General features: G+C 66.2%; 13 protein-coding genes and 2 tRNA genes. 5 read left to right on the top strand and 10 right to left on the bottom strand.

Features of this window, described 5'->3' with window-relative positions; genetic code table 11:
- Positions 1-8: 8 nt before the first annotated feature.
- Positions 9-1,199, bottom strand: coding sequence for a hypothetical protein (locus KIH79_RS04300; protein ID WP_219058282.1), 1,191 nt, complete (start codon positions 1,197-1,199; stop codon positions 9-11).
- A 210-nt stretch (positions 1,200-1,409) separates the two neighbouring features.
- On the bottom strand, positions 1,410-3,110 hold the full coding sequence (gene pgi / locus KIH79_RS04295; protein ID WP_219058281.1) for a glucose-6-phosphate isomerase: 1,701 nt from the start codon (positions 3,108-3,110) through the stop codon (positions 1,410-1,412).
- Positions 3,111-3,457: 347 nt separating this feature from the next.
- Here pgi and KIH79_RS04290 point away from each other — a divergent pair.
- Positions 3,458-3,530, top strand: a tRNA-Thr gene (locus tag KIH79_RS04290).
- A 1,026-nt stretch (positions 3,531-4,556) separates the two neighbouring features.
- Here KIH79_RS04290 and KIH79_RS04285 read toward each other — a convergent pair.
- The 7 genes from KIH79_RS04285 to KIH79_RS04255 all read right to left on the bottom strand — a co-directional run bounded on the left by KIH79_RS04285 (position 4,557) and on the right by KIH79_RS04255 (position 11,244).
- Positions 4,557-5,558 (bottom strand): AEC family transporter, encoded by a 1,002-nt coding sequence (locus KIH79_RS04285; protein WP_219058280.1) that lies wholly within the window; start codon positions 5,556-5,558, stop codon positions 4,557-4,559.
- 80 nt (positions 5,559-5,638) lie between these two features.
- A tRNA-Leu gene (locus KIH79_RS04280) sits at positions 5,639-5,719 on the bottom strand.
- 103 nt (positions 5,720-5,822) lie between these two features.
- On the bottom strand, positions 5,823-7,118 hold the full coding sequence (locus tag KIH79_RS04275; protein WP_219058279.1) for an aminoacyltransferase: 1,296 nt from the start codon (positions 7,116-7,118) through the stop codon (positions 5,823-5,825).
- Positions 7,119-7,310: 192 nt separating this feature from the next.
- A complete protein-coding gene (locus KIH79_RS04270; RefSeq protein ID WP_219058278.1) occupies positions 7,311-8,612 on the bottom strand; it encodes an aminoacyltransferase in 1,302 nt (433 codons plus the stop codon).
- A gap of 270 nt (positions 8,613-8,882) precedes the next feature.
- Positions 8,883-9,611, bottom strand: coding sequence for a non-canonical purine NTP pyrophosphatase (locus tag KIH79_RS04265; protein WP_219058277.1), 729 nt, complete (start codon positions 9,609-9,611; stop codon positions 8,883-8,885).
- A gap of 161 nt (positions 9,612-9,772) precedes the next feature.
- The gene (gene rph / locus KIH79_RS04260; protein ID WP_219058276.1) at positions 9,773-10,537 is read right to left on the bottom strand and encodes a ribonuclease PH; all 765 of its coding nucleotides are present in this window, start codon (positions 10,535-10,537) and stop codon (positions 9,773-9,775) included.
- A 71-nt stretch (positions 10,538-10,608) separates the two neighbouring features.
- Positions 10,609-11,244 carry a Pr6Pr family membrane protein gene (locus KIH79_RS04255; protein WP_219058275.1) on the bottom strand — a complete coding sequence of 212 codons (636 nt, stop codon included), beginning with the start codon at positions 11,242-11,244 and terminating at the stop codon, positions 10,609-10,611.
- Positions 11,245-11,365: 121 nt separating this feature from the next.
- On the opposite strand from KIH79_RS04255, the gene KIH79_RS04250 reads away from it, so the two are divergent.
- Entirely contained in the window at positions 11,366-12,685 is a 1,320-nt protein-coding gene (locus KIH79_RS04250) for a nicotinate phosphoribosyltransferase (protein ID WP_219058274.1), read from the top strand.
- A gap of 69 nt (positions 12,686-12,754) precedes the next feature.
- Here KIH79_RS04250 and KIH79_RS04245 read toward each other — a convergent pair whose 3' ends face one another.
- Positions 12,755-13,054, bottom strand: coding sequence for a DUF3039 domain-containing protein (locus KIH79_RS04245; RefSeq protein ID WP_236023607.1), 300 nt, complete (start codon positions 13,052-13,054; stop codon positions 12,755-12,757).
- A 323-nt stretch (positions 13,055-13,377) separates the two neighbouring features.
- Between KIH79_RS04245 and coaD the strand changes: the two genes are divergently transcribed.
- The 3 genes from coaD to KIH79_RS04230 are packed head-to-tail and all read left to right on the top strand — an operon-like array spanning position 13,378 to position 15,494.
- Positions 13,378-13,887 (top strand): pantetheine-phosphate adenylyltransferase, encoded by a 510-nt coding sequence (gene coaD, locus KIH79_RS04240; protein ID WP_219058272.1) that lies wholly within the window; start codon positions 13,378-13,380, stop codon positions 13,885-13,887.
- Entirely contained in the window at positions 13,884-14,870 is a 987-nt protein-coding gene (locus tag KIH79_RS04235) for an ATP synthase F0 subunit B (protein WP_420829351.1), read from the top strand. Before coaD ends, KIH79_RS04235 begins: the two co-directional genes overlap by 4 nt.
- 3 nt (positions 14,871-14,873) lie before the next feature.
- The gene (locus KIH79_RS04230; protein WP_219058270.1) at positions 14,874-15,494 is read left to right on the top strand and encodes a YceD family protein; all 621 of its coding nucleotides are present in this window, start codon (positions 14,874-14,876) and stop codon (positions 15,492-15,494) included.
- Positions 15,495-15,696: the final 202 nt, after the last annotated feature.

The raw sequence follows: 15,696 nt of genomic DNA, 5'->3' as shown, positions 1-15,696 counted from the left end.
TCTTCCTCTCACGGTATGCGGAATGCGTTGAGCGGCGCGAGCGCGGCCGCCTGTGCTGGCGTGTAGTCGTCGCTGATGATGAGGTCGTCGGCGGTGTGCACGGACCAGCCGTCGGCCGCGAGCCGGTAGCCGGAACGCACGATGCGCGGGTTGATGTCGACGGTGAGCGTAACTGTGCCGCCGTCGTGAATGGAGTTTGGATCGTCCGCGTCGGACATGCCGGAGGCATGCAGGTCGCCTGCGACGACCGTGCCGTCCTTGTCGAGCAGGTTGAGCCGCATGGACAGATACGGCACGTCGGCCGGCACGCGGCTGGTGACGGTGATCGCGACGCAGTGCCGCGTCACGGTGCGCTCTTTGCCGTCGAGGAACGTGAGCTGGTTGCAGTCGCCCGCGTCCTTGACCGCGGTGACGTCGAACGGCGGGGCCGGCTCGGGCGTGGGGTCGAGTTCGAGCTTGGCGCGGATGAGTCGCTGCACGTCGGAGGACGATCGCGTGGCGGACAGCGTGCGGAACAGCAGGTCTTCGATGGCTTCCCGGTTGGTGTTGCCGGTGAGGTTGGCGTAGATGGAGGCGCGCTGCTGGTATTCGGCGATGGCGGCGCGGATAGGCTTGTCGAGTGCGCTCGGCCAGGTGCGGGCGGCCAGCGTGCGTGCGGCCCGCAGCGTCGTGTCGCGGGCCGTTTTCGCGGTGTGGTGGACGACGTCGAGATCGCCCGACAATACCGCCTTGCGCAGGGCTTCGTCGGCCGGATACACCGGTGCGACGGCCGTGCTGAAGTAGTCCGCGGCGGCCGCATTCGTCGCAAGGCGTTCGCCGGACGGCGTGAGCGGCGTGAATCCGCCGTAGCATTGGTCGGCCGACTCGCTGTACGAGCAGTTGATCGCCGAACCGCCCTGCCGTGCGCGGCGGAACGCGAACCCGCCCGCGCCGGCCGCGATCACGGCCACGGCGATCAGCAGCGCCAGCCATCGCGGCATGCGCGGACGGTACGCAAGGTCATCGCCGTCATCGTCAGCGTCGTCGGCATCATCGTCCGCAGCCGTTTCGGACGAATCGTCGGCCTCATCATCGCCGTCACTGCGGCCGTGGCGGGCATCATGGTCGCCGATAACGTACGGATTGCCGCGACGTGCGGAATCGGCGTCGCCGCCGGCACGGTTTGCGGCATCGTCCCAAGGAATCTGATCGTCCGTCATCGCACTCCCCCGTCTTCCGAATTGCGGTCATCGTATCACGCGACGGCACATAACAAAATGGTCTCCCGCCAATGAAGGCGGGAGACCATCATGCTCAGTCAGACTCCGTTACGCGACGGAATCAGAACTCGTGACGAACAGTCCAGTGGACTGTTCGTAGCCGGACGCAACGCGTCCGCACCGGACACTGCGTTCTGATTCCCCAGGGAATCAGAACTCGCGGTTGGCGCGGTAGAACTGGATGAGCGCCTGGGTGGACGCATCCTGCTGGGCGAGTGCCTCGTCGTCCTTGGAGATCGCCGGGGTGATCTGCTTGGCGAGCTGCTTGCCGAGCTCGACGCCCCACTGATCGTAGGAGTCCAGACCCCACACGGTGCCCTCGACGAAGGTGATGTGCTCGTACAGGGCGATGAGCTCGCCGAGCGAGAACGGGGTCAGCGCGACGCCGAAGATCGACGTGGTCGGGCGGTTGCCCTTGAACACGCGGGCCGGGACGATCTCCTCCGGGGTGCCCTCGGCGCGGACCTCGTCGGCGGTCTTGCCGAACGCGAGCGCCTTGGTCTGCGCGAGGTAGTTGCCGAGGAACAGCTCGTGCACGTCCTGGTCGCCGTCCTTGGTCGGGTTCGGGGTGTTGACGAACGCGATGAAGTCGGCCGGGATAAGCTGGGTGCCCTGGTGGATCAGCTGGTAGAAGGCGTGCTGGCCGTTGGTGCCCGGCTCGCCCCAGAAGATCTCGCCGGTCTCGGTGGTGACCGGGGTGCCGTCCCAACGCACGGACTTGCCGTTGGACTCCATGGTCAGCTGCTGCAGGTAGGCCGGGAAGCGGTGCAGGTACTGGTCGTACGGCAGCACGGCGTGCGAGGCGGCCTTGAAGAAGTTGCGGTACCACACGTTGAGCATGCCGAGCAGCACGACGACGTTCTTCTCGAACGGGGTGTTGGCGAAGTACTCGTCGATCTCGTGGAAGCCGTGCAGGAACTCCTCGAAGCGGGCCGGGCCGAAGACCACGGCGAGGGAGGTGCCGACGGCGGAGTCGACGGAGTAGCGGCCGCCGACCCAGTTCCAGAAGCCGAACGCGTTGGCCGGGTCGATGCCGAACTCCTCGACCTTCTCCAGGTTGGTGGAGACGGCCACGAAGTGCTTCTTGATGGCTTCGGCGCGCTGGGCCTCGTCGCCGGCGGCGATGGCGCCGTTGGCCTCGAGCTCCTCGAGCAGCCAGGTGCGGGCCTCGCGGGCGTTGGTCAGGGTCTCCAGCGTGGTGAAGGTCTTGGAGACGATGATGAACAGGGTGGTCTCCGGGTCGAGGCCCTTGGTCTTCTCGGCCAGATCGTTCGGGTCGATGTTGGAGATGTAGCGGGCGGAGATGCCGGCGTCCGCGTACGGCTTGAGCGCCTCGTACACCATGACGGGGCCCAGGTCGGAGCCGCCGATGCCGATGTTGACGACAGTCTCGATCTTGCGGCCGGTGATACCGGTCCACTTGCCAGAACGGACCTCGTCGGCGAAGGCGTAGATCTTGTCGAGGGTCTCGCGCACGTCCTTAACGGTGTCCTGGCCGTCGACGATGTACTTGCCCTCGTCCTCGACCGGGCGGCGCAGCGCGGTGTGCAGCACGGCGCGGTCCTCGGTGTTGTTGATGTGGACGCCGGTGTACATGGCCTTGATGCGGTCGCCCAGCTTGACCTCGTCGGCGAGGAAGGTGAACAGGCGCAGGGTCTCCGGGGTGATCAGGTTCTTGGACAGGTCGAAGTGCAGATCGCCGGCGTCGAAGCTGAGCTCCTTGACGCGGTCGGGATCCTCGGCGAACCACTTCTTGAGGCTGATGCCCTCGGCCTGCAGCTCGTCGTAGTGCTTCTGCAGCGCGACCCACGCCGGGGTCTTCGTGGCGTCAATAGGAGGATTGATGGCCATAGGTATTGGTCCTTTCATCATCACTTGGCGAAGCGGCGCGGCGCTTCGGCCAACCTGACGACGGCCGAATGCCACTCCGGTTACTTCACCTCACAAGATACTCACAAAAGCAGACATAACTACACAAAACAACGGCTTGACAACGTACCGGTAAACCGAAAGCAAACGATCGCAATACAGTGGGCTTTCGCGTTCCGGGCAACAAGCCGCTCCAACCGGTACAACGACGTCAACGCGGGCGCCACGGCGAACGCGACACACCGTGCGCAACACGATTTGGCAAACCACTGGCCATGCTGTATGCTTTCAGTCTTGTGCGCGGAAAGCGAATGCGATCCGGGCAACAAGCCACTTTAGCTCAGTCGGTAGAGCGGCTCACTCGTAATGAGCAGGTCGACAGTTCGATTCTGTCAAGTGGCTCCCTCCACAACCCCGGCCCCAACGGCCGGGGTTTTGTTTATTCCGTGTTTATCCAACTCCCTGCATCCAGGCTCCCTCATCGGGGTCCGGCGACCATCGGTGCCCAATGATTGTCGTGGCGGTTTTCGTTCACTGACGTAAACGGAATATCCCGGTCCTGACCGGATTCCCTGCCAGTGGGATCGAAGGTCTGACCTGCAATCAACAGATTGTGGGCATAGACGGGATGCGTAGAGGTCGAAAATGGCTTGTTCGCGGTTGGTCTATGCCCACGATCGTGCAAATGGTTGGTCTGTACCCACGACCGGCGCGGCATAATGTACCGCCTATGCCCACGAATGAGTGGAATCGAGCGGATCACCTCGCCGCTGTGTCTCGCAAATGTACGTTCTATGCCCACGACCGTTTTTGATTCTTCTCAAGAGAGCGATCGACAGGACGGTTGTGGGCATAGGTGGTCCAACAAGGGACGATGTGCGGCTCTTCGTATTTTGGCGTATATGGCCGCATGCCTGTTGTATCGGAATCGCGCTGCGCGCGATGCTGTGTTGTTGGCGGCGCGTAGCGCCGCGACGCCCCCCACCCGGCTTCGCCGGGAGCGTTCAGCAATTAAGGACGGCCTGACGGCCGCGTTTTGCTGGCTCGCTGTCGCTCGCTCCTCGCCTACAAACGCCTCCGGCGTTTTCTTCACGGCTCGGCCTAGCCGAGGCCGAGAGCTGCCGCCAGTATCCGGGAGCGTTGCAACCGTTCGGGCGCGGCAGCGGTTGCTGCCGCTGGAAACACTGGATTGCGCGAGAGCGCAATGCCGTTTTCATCGCGCTGTGCGCGATGGTGAGATTGCGCTCTCGCGCAATCTCACGACAACAACAGCATCGGACGCACGAACAGTGCGGCGATCTCGATACCACAGAGCCGCACCTCACCGAACCCATTCATACACGCCAAAATGCGAAGAGCCCGTATACCACAGCGAGCCAAAACCGCCACGCAACATGGGAAGTGGCGGTTTTGGCTCGTTAAGGGAGATCAGGCGGGCAGCAGGAACTGCACGCCGGTCATGAGCAGAATCGCGACGATCGCGGACGCGGCGAGCGTGAAGCCGGCGAGCTTCGCGTTGCCGAGCACGCGGTCGGTGAACAGCGTCGAGAACACGGCCGTCGGCGCGAGCGCGAGCATCACCACGGCCTTGCGCACGCTTGCGTCGAACGGCAGCGCGAACCATGCGATCGCGGCGAACGCGATCCCCAGCGGCAGTCGCCACGCGAGCACGCGCAGCACGTCGCGCACGTCCTTGCCGGTCTTCGGCAGATCCATAAGCATGCCGACCATGAACACCGAGCAGAACGAGTTCGCGTTCGCCACCGGGTCGAGCAGCGTGGGGACGAACGAGGGGATCGGAATCCCGGCGAACATCACGACCAGCATGAGCATGTAGATGTCGAACGGCACCGACGTGAGGAAGCCCTTGGCGATCTTGCGCAGCTTGGCGCGGCGCGCGAGCCGGCGCGCATCGCGGTCCTTGGGCCGCGTGTACGGCAGCGTGGGCGCGTTGCCGGCGTGCTGTTCGGTGATCGGCTTATCCATGTCGATGTGCAGCATGGACGTGGTCATCACGTTGGTGCCGGCCGTGACCATGACCGAATTGCCGATGTCGAACATGGAGGCCGTCACGAGCGCGGACGGGCCCATGAACGCCTGCAAGACGGGAAAGCAGAAGTTGCCCACGTTGAAGCCGGACGCGTTGAGCATGAGGAACGCGCGGTCGGCGGCCGGCTTGCGCCGGGAGGCGAGGAACGTGAGCGGCAGCGGCAGCAGGGCGCACAGGAACGCGAATCCGGAGATGAGCAGCATGCTCGGATGGTGCGGATTCGTCGCGAACGAGACGATGATGGACGCCGGCAGCGTGAAGTCGAAGACGACGACCTGCATGACACGATAGTCGCGCGGGCGGAACAGTCCGGCGCGCTTGACCAGATACGCGGCGAAGATGATGATCAGGAACGCGATGGGCTTGAGAATGGCGGACATGTCGTGCTTCCTCTCCCGTACTCGACCCGGCCGCCGTACTGCGGCGTGCGGGCCGCGTCTTGCAGAGCCGGTCGGGGAAGTGCGCGCGATGGGACTCGAACCCACACGTACAAGACACAGGAACCTAAATCCTGCGCGTCTACCAATTCCGCCACGCGCGCGCAAGTCGTCAATCTAGCATGAGCCCTGCCTTACGGCGACGGCAACGGACGCCGGCCGACCATCTGGCGGACGGCGCCCGCATGCCGTCTCAGCGGCCGCAGGTCAGTGGTGCAGCACCGCAGCGGCGGCGGCCTTGAGCCCGTAGCGGATGCGGTCCACGGGCAGGGTGAATTCGCCCGGAAGCTCCTCGACGTAGCCGTTGAACCCCTGCTTGAATTCGAGCACGCCGCGGCCCGGGTCGTCCGGGTCGTCGAACACGCCGGAGATGCCGTAGAAGTTGTAGCGGTGCAGTCCGCGTTCGAGGCAGCGGGACATCATCTCGTGCTGGATCGCGGTGGGCGCGTAGAACTTCGCGTACCGTTCGTCCGAACCGGACGAGAAGTAGACGAGCTCGCGCTCATGCCACATGAACAGGCCGGCCGCGGCGGGCACCACGTGGCCGTCGCGTTCGATGCGCTCCTTCGCGTCCGCGATGCGGTGTTCGGCGGATTCGACGTTGCGGCGGGCGGTGTCGAGCTTCTTGCGCACGTCGTCGGGGTACTTCGATTCGGGCAACGCCGCCTCGAGACGGTCGGCCTCGCGCGCGAACTTCGCGTACTTGTCCTGCCAGCCGGCGAGGTATTCGTCGAGATGGATCTCGGCGACCATGAACTCGGCCCGGTCGCCGAACGCGTCCCACACGCCCTCGAAGTAGGCGAGGTCGCGGTTCTGGAAATGCTGCTTGACGCTGCTCAGCTCGCAGATGTGGTGGAACACGCCGAGCTCGTCGCGGTCCAGCCTGCGCACGTGGACCGCGCTGTTGCGCGCGATCTTCACGTTGCGCCGCGTGTTCTTCGAATACGACTTGAGCAGGTCGTCGGCCGACTTGAATCCGGATAGGTCCTTGACGTACACCCAGCGGTTCACGATCGAGCCGTAGCCGCGGTCGAAGCCAGCGTGATGCCAGCCGAGCTTCTCGTAGTTGCCGACCAGCAGGTCGTCGGGCTCGCCGTCGGGCTCACCGTCGGACGTGCGACGCAGGTACACGTCGTCCGGCCAACAGGACACGCTGATCGCGCCGCGCTTGTGCGCGGCGACGTGCAGGGCCATCGTCATCGCGGTGAGCAGATGCTCGTTGTGCGCGTCGCACAGCGGGCCGAGCCAGATCGACCCTTCGAGGCCGAACCGTCCCTGCGTGTACGCGACCATCGCGCCGGCGATCGGCTTGTCGTCGGCGTCGACCAGACCGACCAGTTCGGTCTGCGCGGCGCCCTCCTGCTCGACCATGCGGCGCATCGCGGCGGTCTGCTGGAATCCGCCCTCCGGACTCGCCGCGGACAGCGCGTCGAACTCGTCGTCCGTGAGCGCCCTCGAACGCCAGCGCTTGCCGACCATGTCATTATCCGTTTGCAACCGCATGATTACTCCTCACATTCCTGCGATATGCGTGTCGATCATTCCCCTTCCGCACTCCCCCATGCCTTTGCCGGGCCGGCCATCCCTCTCCCATGGCCGGTCCGGTACCGTCCGTCTCCGCGCGGGCGTCCACGGCACCCGCGGCCATCCGCAGGCGTCCTCGCGATCATCCGCGCGGAGACGTTCCTTCCGCGCCTACCGGCCGGCGAGCCGATGCGCGAGGTTCTTGAGCCGGTAGACGAGCGGCCGGACCGGCAGCGTGAACTCGCCGGTCAGCTCCTCGACGTAGCCGTTGAATCCCTGCTTGAACTCGAGCACGCCGCGGCCCTCGTCGTCCGGATCGTCGAACACGCCGTCGACGCCATAGAAGTTGTAGCGTTTCACGCCGCGTTCCACGCACAGGTGCAGCATCGCGTGGTGCTGGATGAGCGCGGAGGCGTAGAACGGCTTGTATTCCTCGACGCTGCCCGAGAACAGGTAGATCACCTCGCGCGGGTGCTCGACGAACAGCGAGGCCGCGGCGGGCAGCACGTCGCCCTGCTTGGCGAACGCGGCGGCTTCGGCGAGGCGCTTGTCGGCGGCGGCCAGATTGCGGGTCTCCTCGCCGAGCTGGCGTTCGATTTTGGTGGTTGGGCGCTCGTCGTACCTGGCCTGAAGCCGGTCCACCTTCTCCTGCAGCACGGCGCGCTTGGCCTGCATGTCGGCCACGTATTCGGCGATGTGGATTTCGGCGACCATGAAATGCGCCTTGTCGCCGAACGCCCGCTTGAACCGGTGGAAGTACGCCTCTCCGCGGTATTCGAAGCTGCGGCGTTCGGCGGTCTGCTGTTCGATCGCGGCGAACACGCCGAGTTCGTCGTCGGCGAGTTCGCGCACGTGCACGCCCATCGACGCGGCGCGCTTGACGCTCCACTGGGTGCGCTTGTCGTACGACTTGAGCAGCGACGATTCGTCGTCGATGCCGCCCAGGTCCTTGAGATAGCGCCAGCGCGGCACGGCCGTGTAGCCGACGGTGAAGCCGCCGTGCTCGAAGCCGAGCCCGGTCAGCAGGTTCACGATGTCGTCGGCCGGCTCGCCCGGGTTCACGTCGGCGGGTTCGCTGGCGGGCGCGGGCGTGCCCGACGCGAGCGGCTCGCCGTGGGAGCCGCGCAGGCGGTACGGCGTTTCCGGGGTGATTTCGAGCTGGGCCGCGCCCTTGGCCTTGGCGTGGGCGCGCAGCTGGCTGACGAAATACGTGGTCAGTTCGCGGTCATGCCAGTCGCACAGCGGGCCGTCGTGAACGGCCGCGAACGTGGACAGCCGCGAACGGTGCGTTTCGAACAGCGCCGCGGTGACGGTCGCGCCGTGTTCCCGCACGGCCAGGTATTCGACTTCGGTGCCCTGCTCGGCGCGCAGACGGCCCATCGCCGAAGTCTGCTGGAAGTTGCCCTGCGGATGGGACGCGGAGAACGCGTCGAATTCGTCCGGGGTGAGCGTGGCGAGAGTGAACGAGCGCACTGGTGGAAACCGTCCTTTGACTCGGTGTCCCGTGCGTCCGATGAGCGCCGGGCATGATGGATGCCGGACGCTGCGGGCCCGCACGGATTGCTCAGCCGATATTAGCACCGGCGCCCCGTGCCGGCCCGAGGCGTCTCCCGAGCGCACAGCCTCTTCACACTGGGCTGCGCTTGAGCGGCGCCGGGTGGCGGCCTGTGGACCGTCGCTCGAATCGGCTTTCCACCGGACCACGGGGCGGTGTCACAGGCCGCCCCATAGTCCGGCCCGTGGTCAGCGCAGCAGTCGTTCGACGGCCGGCACGAGCGCGCGCAGGGCCTTGCCGCGGTGCGAGATCGCGTTCTTTTCGGCCGGTTCGAGCTCGGCGCTGGTAAGCGTGCCGTCGGTGCCGTCCGTCGCGGCGCGCGCCGGCTGGTCATCGGGCACGAACAGCGGGTCGTAGCCGAAACCGTGCGCGCCGCGCGGCTCGCGGATGATGCGGCCGGTCATGTCGCCGATTTCGACGACCTGTTCGGCGATCGGATAGCGGTGTTCGAGTTCGGCTTCGACGGCCGGCGAATCGGACGCGACGACGACCGGGATTTCGTCCGGCAGCGCGTCGACCTGCGGCACGACGAGCGCGGCGGCGCAGCGGAAGCGCGCGGTGCGCTTGTCGTCGGGGATGTCGGCGATCTGGGCGAGCAGCAGCGCGTTGTTCGCCTCGTCGTCGCCGTGACGGCCGGCCCAGCGCGCGGACAGGATGCCCGGAGCGTTGCCCATCACGTCGACGATCAGTCCGGAGTCGTCGGCGATGGCCGGGCAGCCGGTGCGTTCGGCCACGTCGCGCGCCTTGAGCAGCGCGTTCTCCTGGAACGTGACGCCCGTTTCGACCGGGTCGGGCAGGTTCAGGCTACCGGCGGAGACGAGGTCGATGCGCTCCGCGTCCTGGCCGAGGCCGGCCGCGAGGATGCGGCGGATTTCGGCGAGCTTGCCTTCGTTGTGCGTGGCGACGATGAGTTTCATGAAAAAGCCTCCGTTCCATTTCTTGGCCCCCTCGGTTGAGGGGGCTGTCAGCGTAGCTGACTGGGGAAACGTCAAAGCAACGGAACGTTCCAAAGCTTCTGACTACCCCTCAGTCACGCTTCGCGCGACAGCTCCCCTGGCAAGGGGAGCCGAGATAAGCCCTAATCCTGCGCGAGGGCGGCCTGCTGGGCGGCCTGCAGTTCGCGGTTGCCCTTTTCCGCAAGGTCGAGCAGCGTGTTGAGCTCGGAGCGGTTGAACGGGCGGTGTTCGGCGGTGCCCTGGATTTCGATGAACGTGCCGGAGCCGGTCATGGCGACGTTCATGTCGGTCATCGCGCGGCTGTCCTCCGGGTAGGGCAGGTCGAGCATCGGCGTGCCGTCGATGATGCCGACCGACACGGCCGACACGACGTCCTTGAGCACGCGGTCGGCGGACTTGATGTGCTTGTTCCGCTCCGCCCAGCGCATCGCGTCGACGAGCGCCACGTACGCGCCGGTGATCGACGCGGTGCGGGTGCCGCCGTCGGCCTGCAGCACGTCGCAGTCGATCTGCACCATGTTCTCGCCGAGCGCCTTCATGTCGACGACGCCGCGCAGGCAGCGGCCGATGAGTCGGCTGATCTCGTGCGTGCGGCCGCCGATCTTGCCCTTGACGGACTCGCGGTCGGTGCGCTCCGCGGTCGCGCGCGGCAGCATCGAGTATTCGGCCGTCACCCAGCCGAGTCCCGAATCCTTGCGCCAGCGCGGCACGCCGGGCGTGAACGTCGCGGTGCACATCACGCGCGTGTTGCCGCATTCGATGAGCACCGAGCCTTCCGGCACATCGGTGAAGCGGCGGGTGATGCGCACCGGGCGCAGCTGGTCGACCGCGCGACCGTCGCCGCGCAGCACGGTATCGTTTCCAAGCAAATCTTTGATCTGAGCCATGAGGCCCAACCTAGCACCAGCCGGCGAAGCGGGCGCACGCTATGTGACCGGGCGAAGCGGCGTGCGGTCGCTCATCCGAGCAGCGGTTTGGCCGGCTCGATGCGGTCGATGACGAACAGGACGAGCGAGACCGCGAAGAACGCGCCCGCCAGTTCAAGGCAGTTGATGCCGAACTGCTGCCAGCCGAGCGCCTTGAAGTCGATGAACGCATACGGGTACGGGTTGCCGCCGGCGGCCGGGCCGGAGCCGAGCAGGGTCGGGGCGAGCCACGCGCGGCCCATGACGAACGCGAACCAGACCGGCACGTAGATCAGCCAGCTGAACATGTAATGCCATTGGAAGCGCCGGTGCGGGTCGAAGAGGATGAAGTCGGCCACGGCCATGATCGGCGCGATGCGGTGCAGCATCGTGTTGGTCATGATGCCAAGTATCTGCGGCACGTAGTTCGGGTCGTCCGGCGGCATGAGCAGGAACGCGACCACCGCGGTGACGACCGCGTACAGGGTCACCACGCCCTTGAGCCACGCCGGCGGCTGGATGCCCTTGAGAATGGTGGCCGCGCCCGCCCACAGCATCACGAAGCCGAGCACGGCCCCGGTCTGGAACGTGAAGTACACCCACAGCACCGGGCGCTGCCACGCCTCATACGTGCCCACGAAGCACAGCGCGGCGATCGCCAGCCGCCACAGACCCGCGAAGAATCTCATACCGGCCAGTCTACGCGCACGGGTCGCGCTTGCGGGAACCCGCCGAATTCGGCGGACGGCCCCGTTGCCGGAGCGCGGACGGAGCGAGTAGGCTGGGAGCAACCGAAACGAGGGAGATTCCATGGACTATTCACCGGCCCTGATGACCGACATGTACGAATACACGATGCTCGACGCGACGCTGCGCGACGGGACGGCGAACCGCAAGTGCGTGTTCGAGGTGTTCACGCGCCATCTGCCGGAAGGCCGCCGCTACGGCGTGGTGGCCGGCACCGGGCGCATCCTCGACGCGCTCGAACGGTTCCATCTGGACGACGAGGACCTGCGGTTCCTGTCCGACCGCAAGGTGGTGAGCCCCGAGACGATCAAGTGGCTTGAGAACTTCCGCTTCTCCGGGTCGATCAAGGGCTACCGGGAGGGCGAGATGTTCTTCCCGAACTCGCCGATCCTGCAGGTCGAGGGCACGTTCGGCGAATGCACGCTGCTCGAGACGCTGATCCTGTCGATCCTCAACTACGATTCGGCCGTCGCCTCCGCCGCCTCGCGCATGGTGTCGGCCGCCAAGGACCGCCCGTGCATGGACATGGGCGGACGCCGCACCAACGAGTGGGCCGCGGTCGCCGCCGCGCGCGCCGCCGTCGTGGGCGGGTTCAAGGGCACGGCCAACCTGCTCGCCGCGCAGATGTACGGGCTCAAGGCCATCGGCACCGCCGCGCACTGCTTCACGCTCGTGCACGACTCCGAACGCGAGGCGTTCCAGTCGCAGATCAACGCGCTCGGCAAGAACACCACGCTGCTCGTCGACACGTACAACATCGAGGAGGCCGTGAAAACCGCCGTGGAGGTCGCCGGCCCTGAACTCGGCGGCATCCGCATCGACTCGGGCGACCTCGCCTCGCTCGCGCAGCGCGTGCGCAACCAGCTCGACGCGCTGGGAGCGACCAACACGACCATCACCGTCACCAACGACCTCGACGAGTACGCGCTCGCCGCGCTGCAGACCGCGCCCGTCGACTCGTACGGTGTGGGCACGATGCTCGTGACCGGATCGGGCGCGCCGACGTGCGCGATGGTGTACAAGCTCACCGAACGCGAAAACGCGGACGGCGTGATGCAGCCGGTCGCCAAGAAGTCGAAGAACAAGGCGACCGTGCCCGGCCGCAAGCTCGCCTACCGTTCGTACGAGTACAATCTCGCCGACTGCGAGCATGTCATCTCCGGTTCGGAGGACGCGCTCGCCGCGTACCGTCCGGCCGACGGATGGAAGGACCTGCTCGTCGACTTCGTCGACCACGGCGAGATCGACCCGCGCTGGCAGGGCCACGACGCGATCACAGCCGCGCACGAGTACCGCGCGAAGGCGCTCGCCGAACTGCCGATCACCGCGCAGTCCCTGATGAAGGGCGAACCGGTGATTCCTACTGAGACTACCGTTCTCTGACGGGGATGCGCTGAGTGGCGGAAATGGCTCACTGACGGTTCGTCAGTGAGCCATTTCCGCCACGCGACATTACTTCATCATCTCTTCGTAGATGCGCTTGCAGTCGGGGCAGACGGGGTACTTGGACGGGTCGTGCTTGGGCACCCACACCTTGCCGCACAGGGCGACCACCGGGCGGCCGGTCATGCGCGACTCGGCGATGCGGTCCTTCGACACGTAGTGCGCGTAGCGGTCCGCGTCGCCCCCGTCGTCGCGCTGCGTCTGCTCCTTGGTCTCCGGACGTTCGAGCACGGCCGTACCGGTGCCCGGATCCGGCGTGGACAGGGGCGAGACCGGATCGGCCAAATCGCGCGCGACGCCGGCCGTCATCGCAGCCGCCGGCGTCACCATCGCAACCGTCATCATCTCAGCGGACATATCGCATACTCCATCCTCGTGGGCAACAATCAACCCCATCATAAGACCGTTCCCACCATCCGCCAACGAATTGCCGCACGGTTGCGCAACGATCACGGCATCTCCCGCCCGCACGCCCCCATCTCGCTCGGCATTGATGGCATCGGCCCACGTGCGGCGACCATACGCGCGCGCAACTGCCGGACGAACCGTGCGCACCGCAACATGCCAACACGCGCCGCAAGCGGCGGCAAACGCCGCGCCGAACTCGCCGCGACGGGGTACGCTATGGTCTTATGACTATCGCAGTGTGCCCAGGATCGTATGACCCCGTCACCGCAGGGCATTTGGACGTAATCGAACGATGCGCGCACTTCTTCGACGAGGTGCATGTGGTGGTGGCGGTCAACGCCGCGAAAACGCCGATGTTTCCGGAATCCACGCGCGTCGAGGTGATCCGCCGCGCCATCGCCAAGGACGGATATTCGAACATCACCGTCGCCTCGACCGACGGGCTCATCACCGACTATTGCAAGCGCGTCGGCGCGACGGTGATCGTCAAGGGCCTGCGCCAGAACGGCGACTACGAGGCCGAGCTCGGCATGGCGCTCGTCAACCGCAAGCTCGCCGGCATCGAGACGCTGTTCCTGCCGGCCGATCCGATCCTCGAGCACATTTCCAGCTCGATCGTCAAGGACGTGGCGCGCCACGGCGGCGACGTGACCGGCATGGTCCCGGACTGCGTGGTGCCGATGCTCACGGAGGCGTTGCGCCGCGAACGTGCGCGGCGCGAAGGAGGGGAATAGTGATGACCGATGATGCAGTGAACAGCGACGCGGCCGGACAGGCCGACGCGAGCGCGACGCAGCCGGGCGCGCAGGCTGCGCAGTCCGCAACGCAACCGTTCCAGCCGTTCCGTCCGATGCCGGTCAATCCGAACGCCGATCCGGCCGCGTACCAGCCGGCCGATCAGCCGATCGATCCGTCCGTGTATCAGCAGAACGGACAGGCGGGCCAGCCGTACGTACAGGCCGCGCAGGCCGCGGACGGACAGTCGGCGAGCGCGACGTCCGATGCAAACGGCGACGGGCAGACCGGGCAGACCGGGCAGTCCTCAGGGCAGGCCGATCCTGCCGGCCAGGGCGCGTCCCGACCGGCGTTCCTGATGGACTCGCTGCCGGACCTGCGCGAACAGTCCGGCGACGGCTCGTCCGATGGCGACGCGGACGGCGTGAACCCGCGCGACGAGTTCACCACCGTGTACGACATCCTCGACCAGATGGAATCCATGCTGGACGAGGCGAAGACCAGCTTCTTCGCGCCCGGCGTGGTGAAGGTGGACCGAGAGGAGTTCGTGGGACATCTCGACGATCTCAAGAAGATGCTGCCCGTGCAGCTCGAACGCGCCTCGGCTTTGATGCGCGAGGCGGAGCGCCGGCTCGAATCCGCGCAGACGCAGGCGAACGCGATCATCGCCTCGGCGCAGAGCCGCGCGGCCGACATGGTCAAGGACGCGAACGACCAGGCGCAGTTCCTCGCCGGACAGGAGAACGTGACCGAGCTGGCCCGGCAGAAGGCGCGCGTGATCCTCGATCAGGCGCAGGCCAAGGCCGACCGGCTCACGCAGGGCGCCGACAAGTACTGCACGACCGTCATGGAAGGCCTCCAGCAGCAGCTCGGCAAGCTCGACCGCGACGTGCAGGCCGGCCTTAATGTACTGTATGAACGCCAGCGCAACGCCGGCGAACAGCTCCCCCATCTGAACAACAACGACTATCCGGAAGGCTGATCCATGCCACGTCCCGAAGATTCCCAGTGGGCCGTGCCCGTCGCGCAGGTCGCGTCGCGAGCCGGCCAAAGCAAGCCCATCGACGCCGTGTTTCCCGCGCCCAGCGGCATCGGCGACAGCATCGTCGGCATTCCGGAAGGCGCCGACGTGCACGTGGTCGGCTCGTTCGACTCGATCGTCGACGGGCTGATCCTGACCGCGCGCATCAGCGCGCCGATCAGCACGGAGTGCACGCGCTGCCTCAAGCCGATCAACAAGGACTGGACGGTGGACGTCACCACGTTCTTCCCGTACGAGTCGGCCGACGCCAACGGCAGACGCGGCGGGCGAAACGGCCGCGGTCGCGACGACAAGGGCGAGGTGGACATCATCGCCGGCGAGGACGAGTCGGAGGACACGTATCCGCTCAGCACCGACGGCGCGTTCGCCGATCTCGAGGCGCTGATCCGCGACACGCTGGCCGAATCGCTGCCGCTGCAGCCGCTGTGCCGCGAGGACTGCCTCGGCCTGTGCCCGCAGTGCGGCGCGGATCTCAATGAGGATCCGGACCATCACCACGACGTGGTCGACGACCGGTTCGCCTCGCTGGCGGCGCTCAAGGCGAAGCTCGAGTCGGGCAAGTAGATTCCATCTCTCCCTCAGTCACGGCAAGCCGTGACAGCTCCCTCATCAGAGGGGGCTCCTGTGGCATCAGACGGCGTTTCGCGCATCATCGGCAAACACTCCTGTCGAACGTGCTCCAGCGGCAATCGAGCGGCGAATGCGGCTCGCCGCTGGACTTTGTACGCCCGGTGCGCTAAGATACCGAACGCTTAAGCTCAATCGT

The sequence above is a fragment of the Bifidobacterium miconis genome (assembly GCF_019331735.1).
Classification (GTDB): domain Bacteria; phylum Actinomycetota; class Actinomycetes; order Actinomycetales; family Bifidobacteriaceae; genus Bifidobacterium; species Bifidobacterium miconis.
Note: the sequence above shows the minus strand (reverse complement) of the source record. Positions and strands in the feature narration are given on the sequence as shown.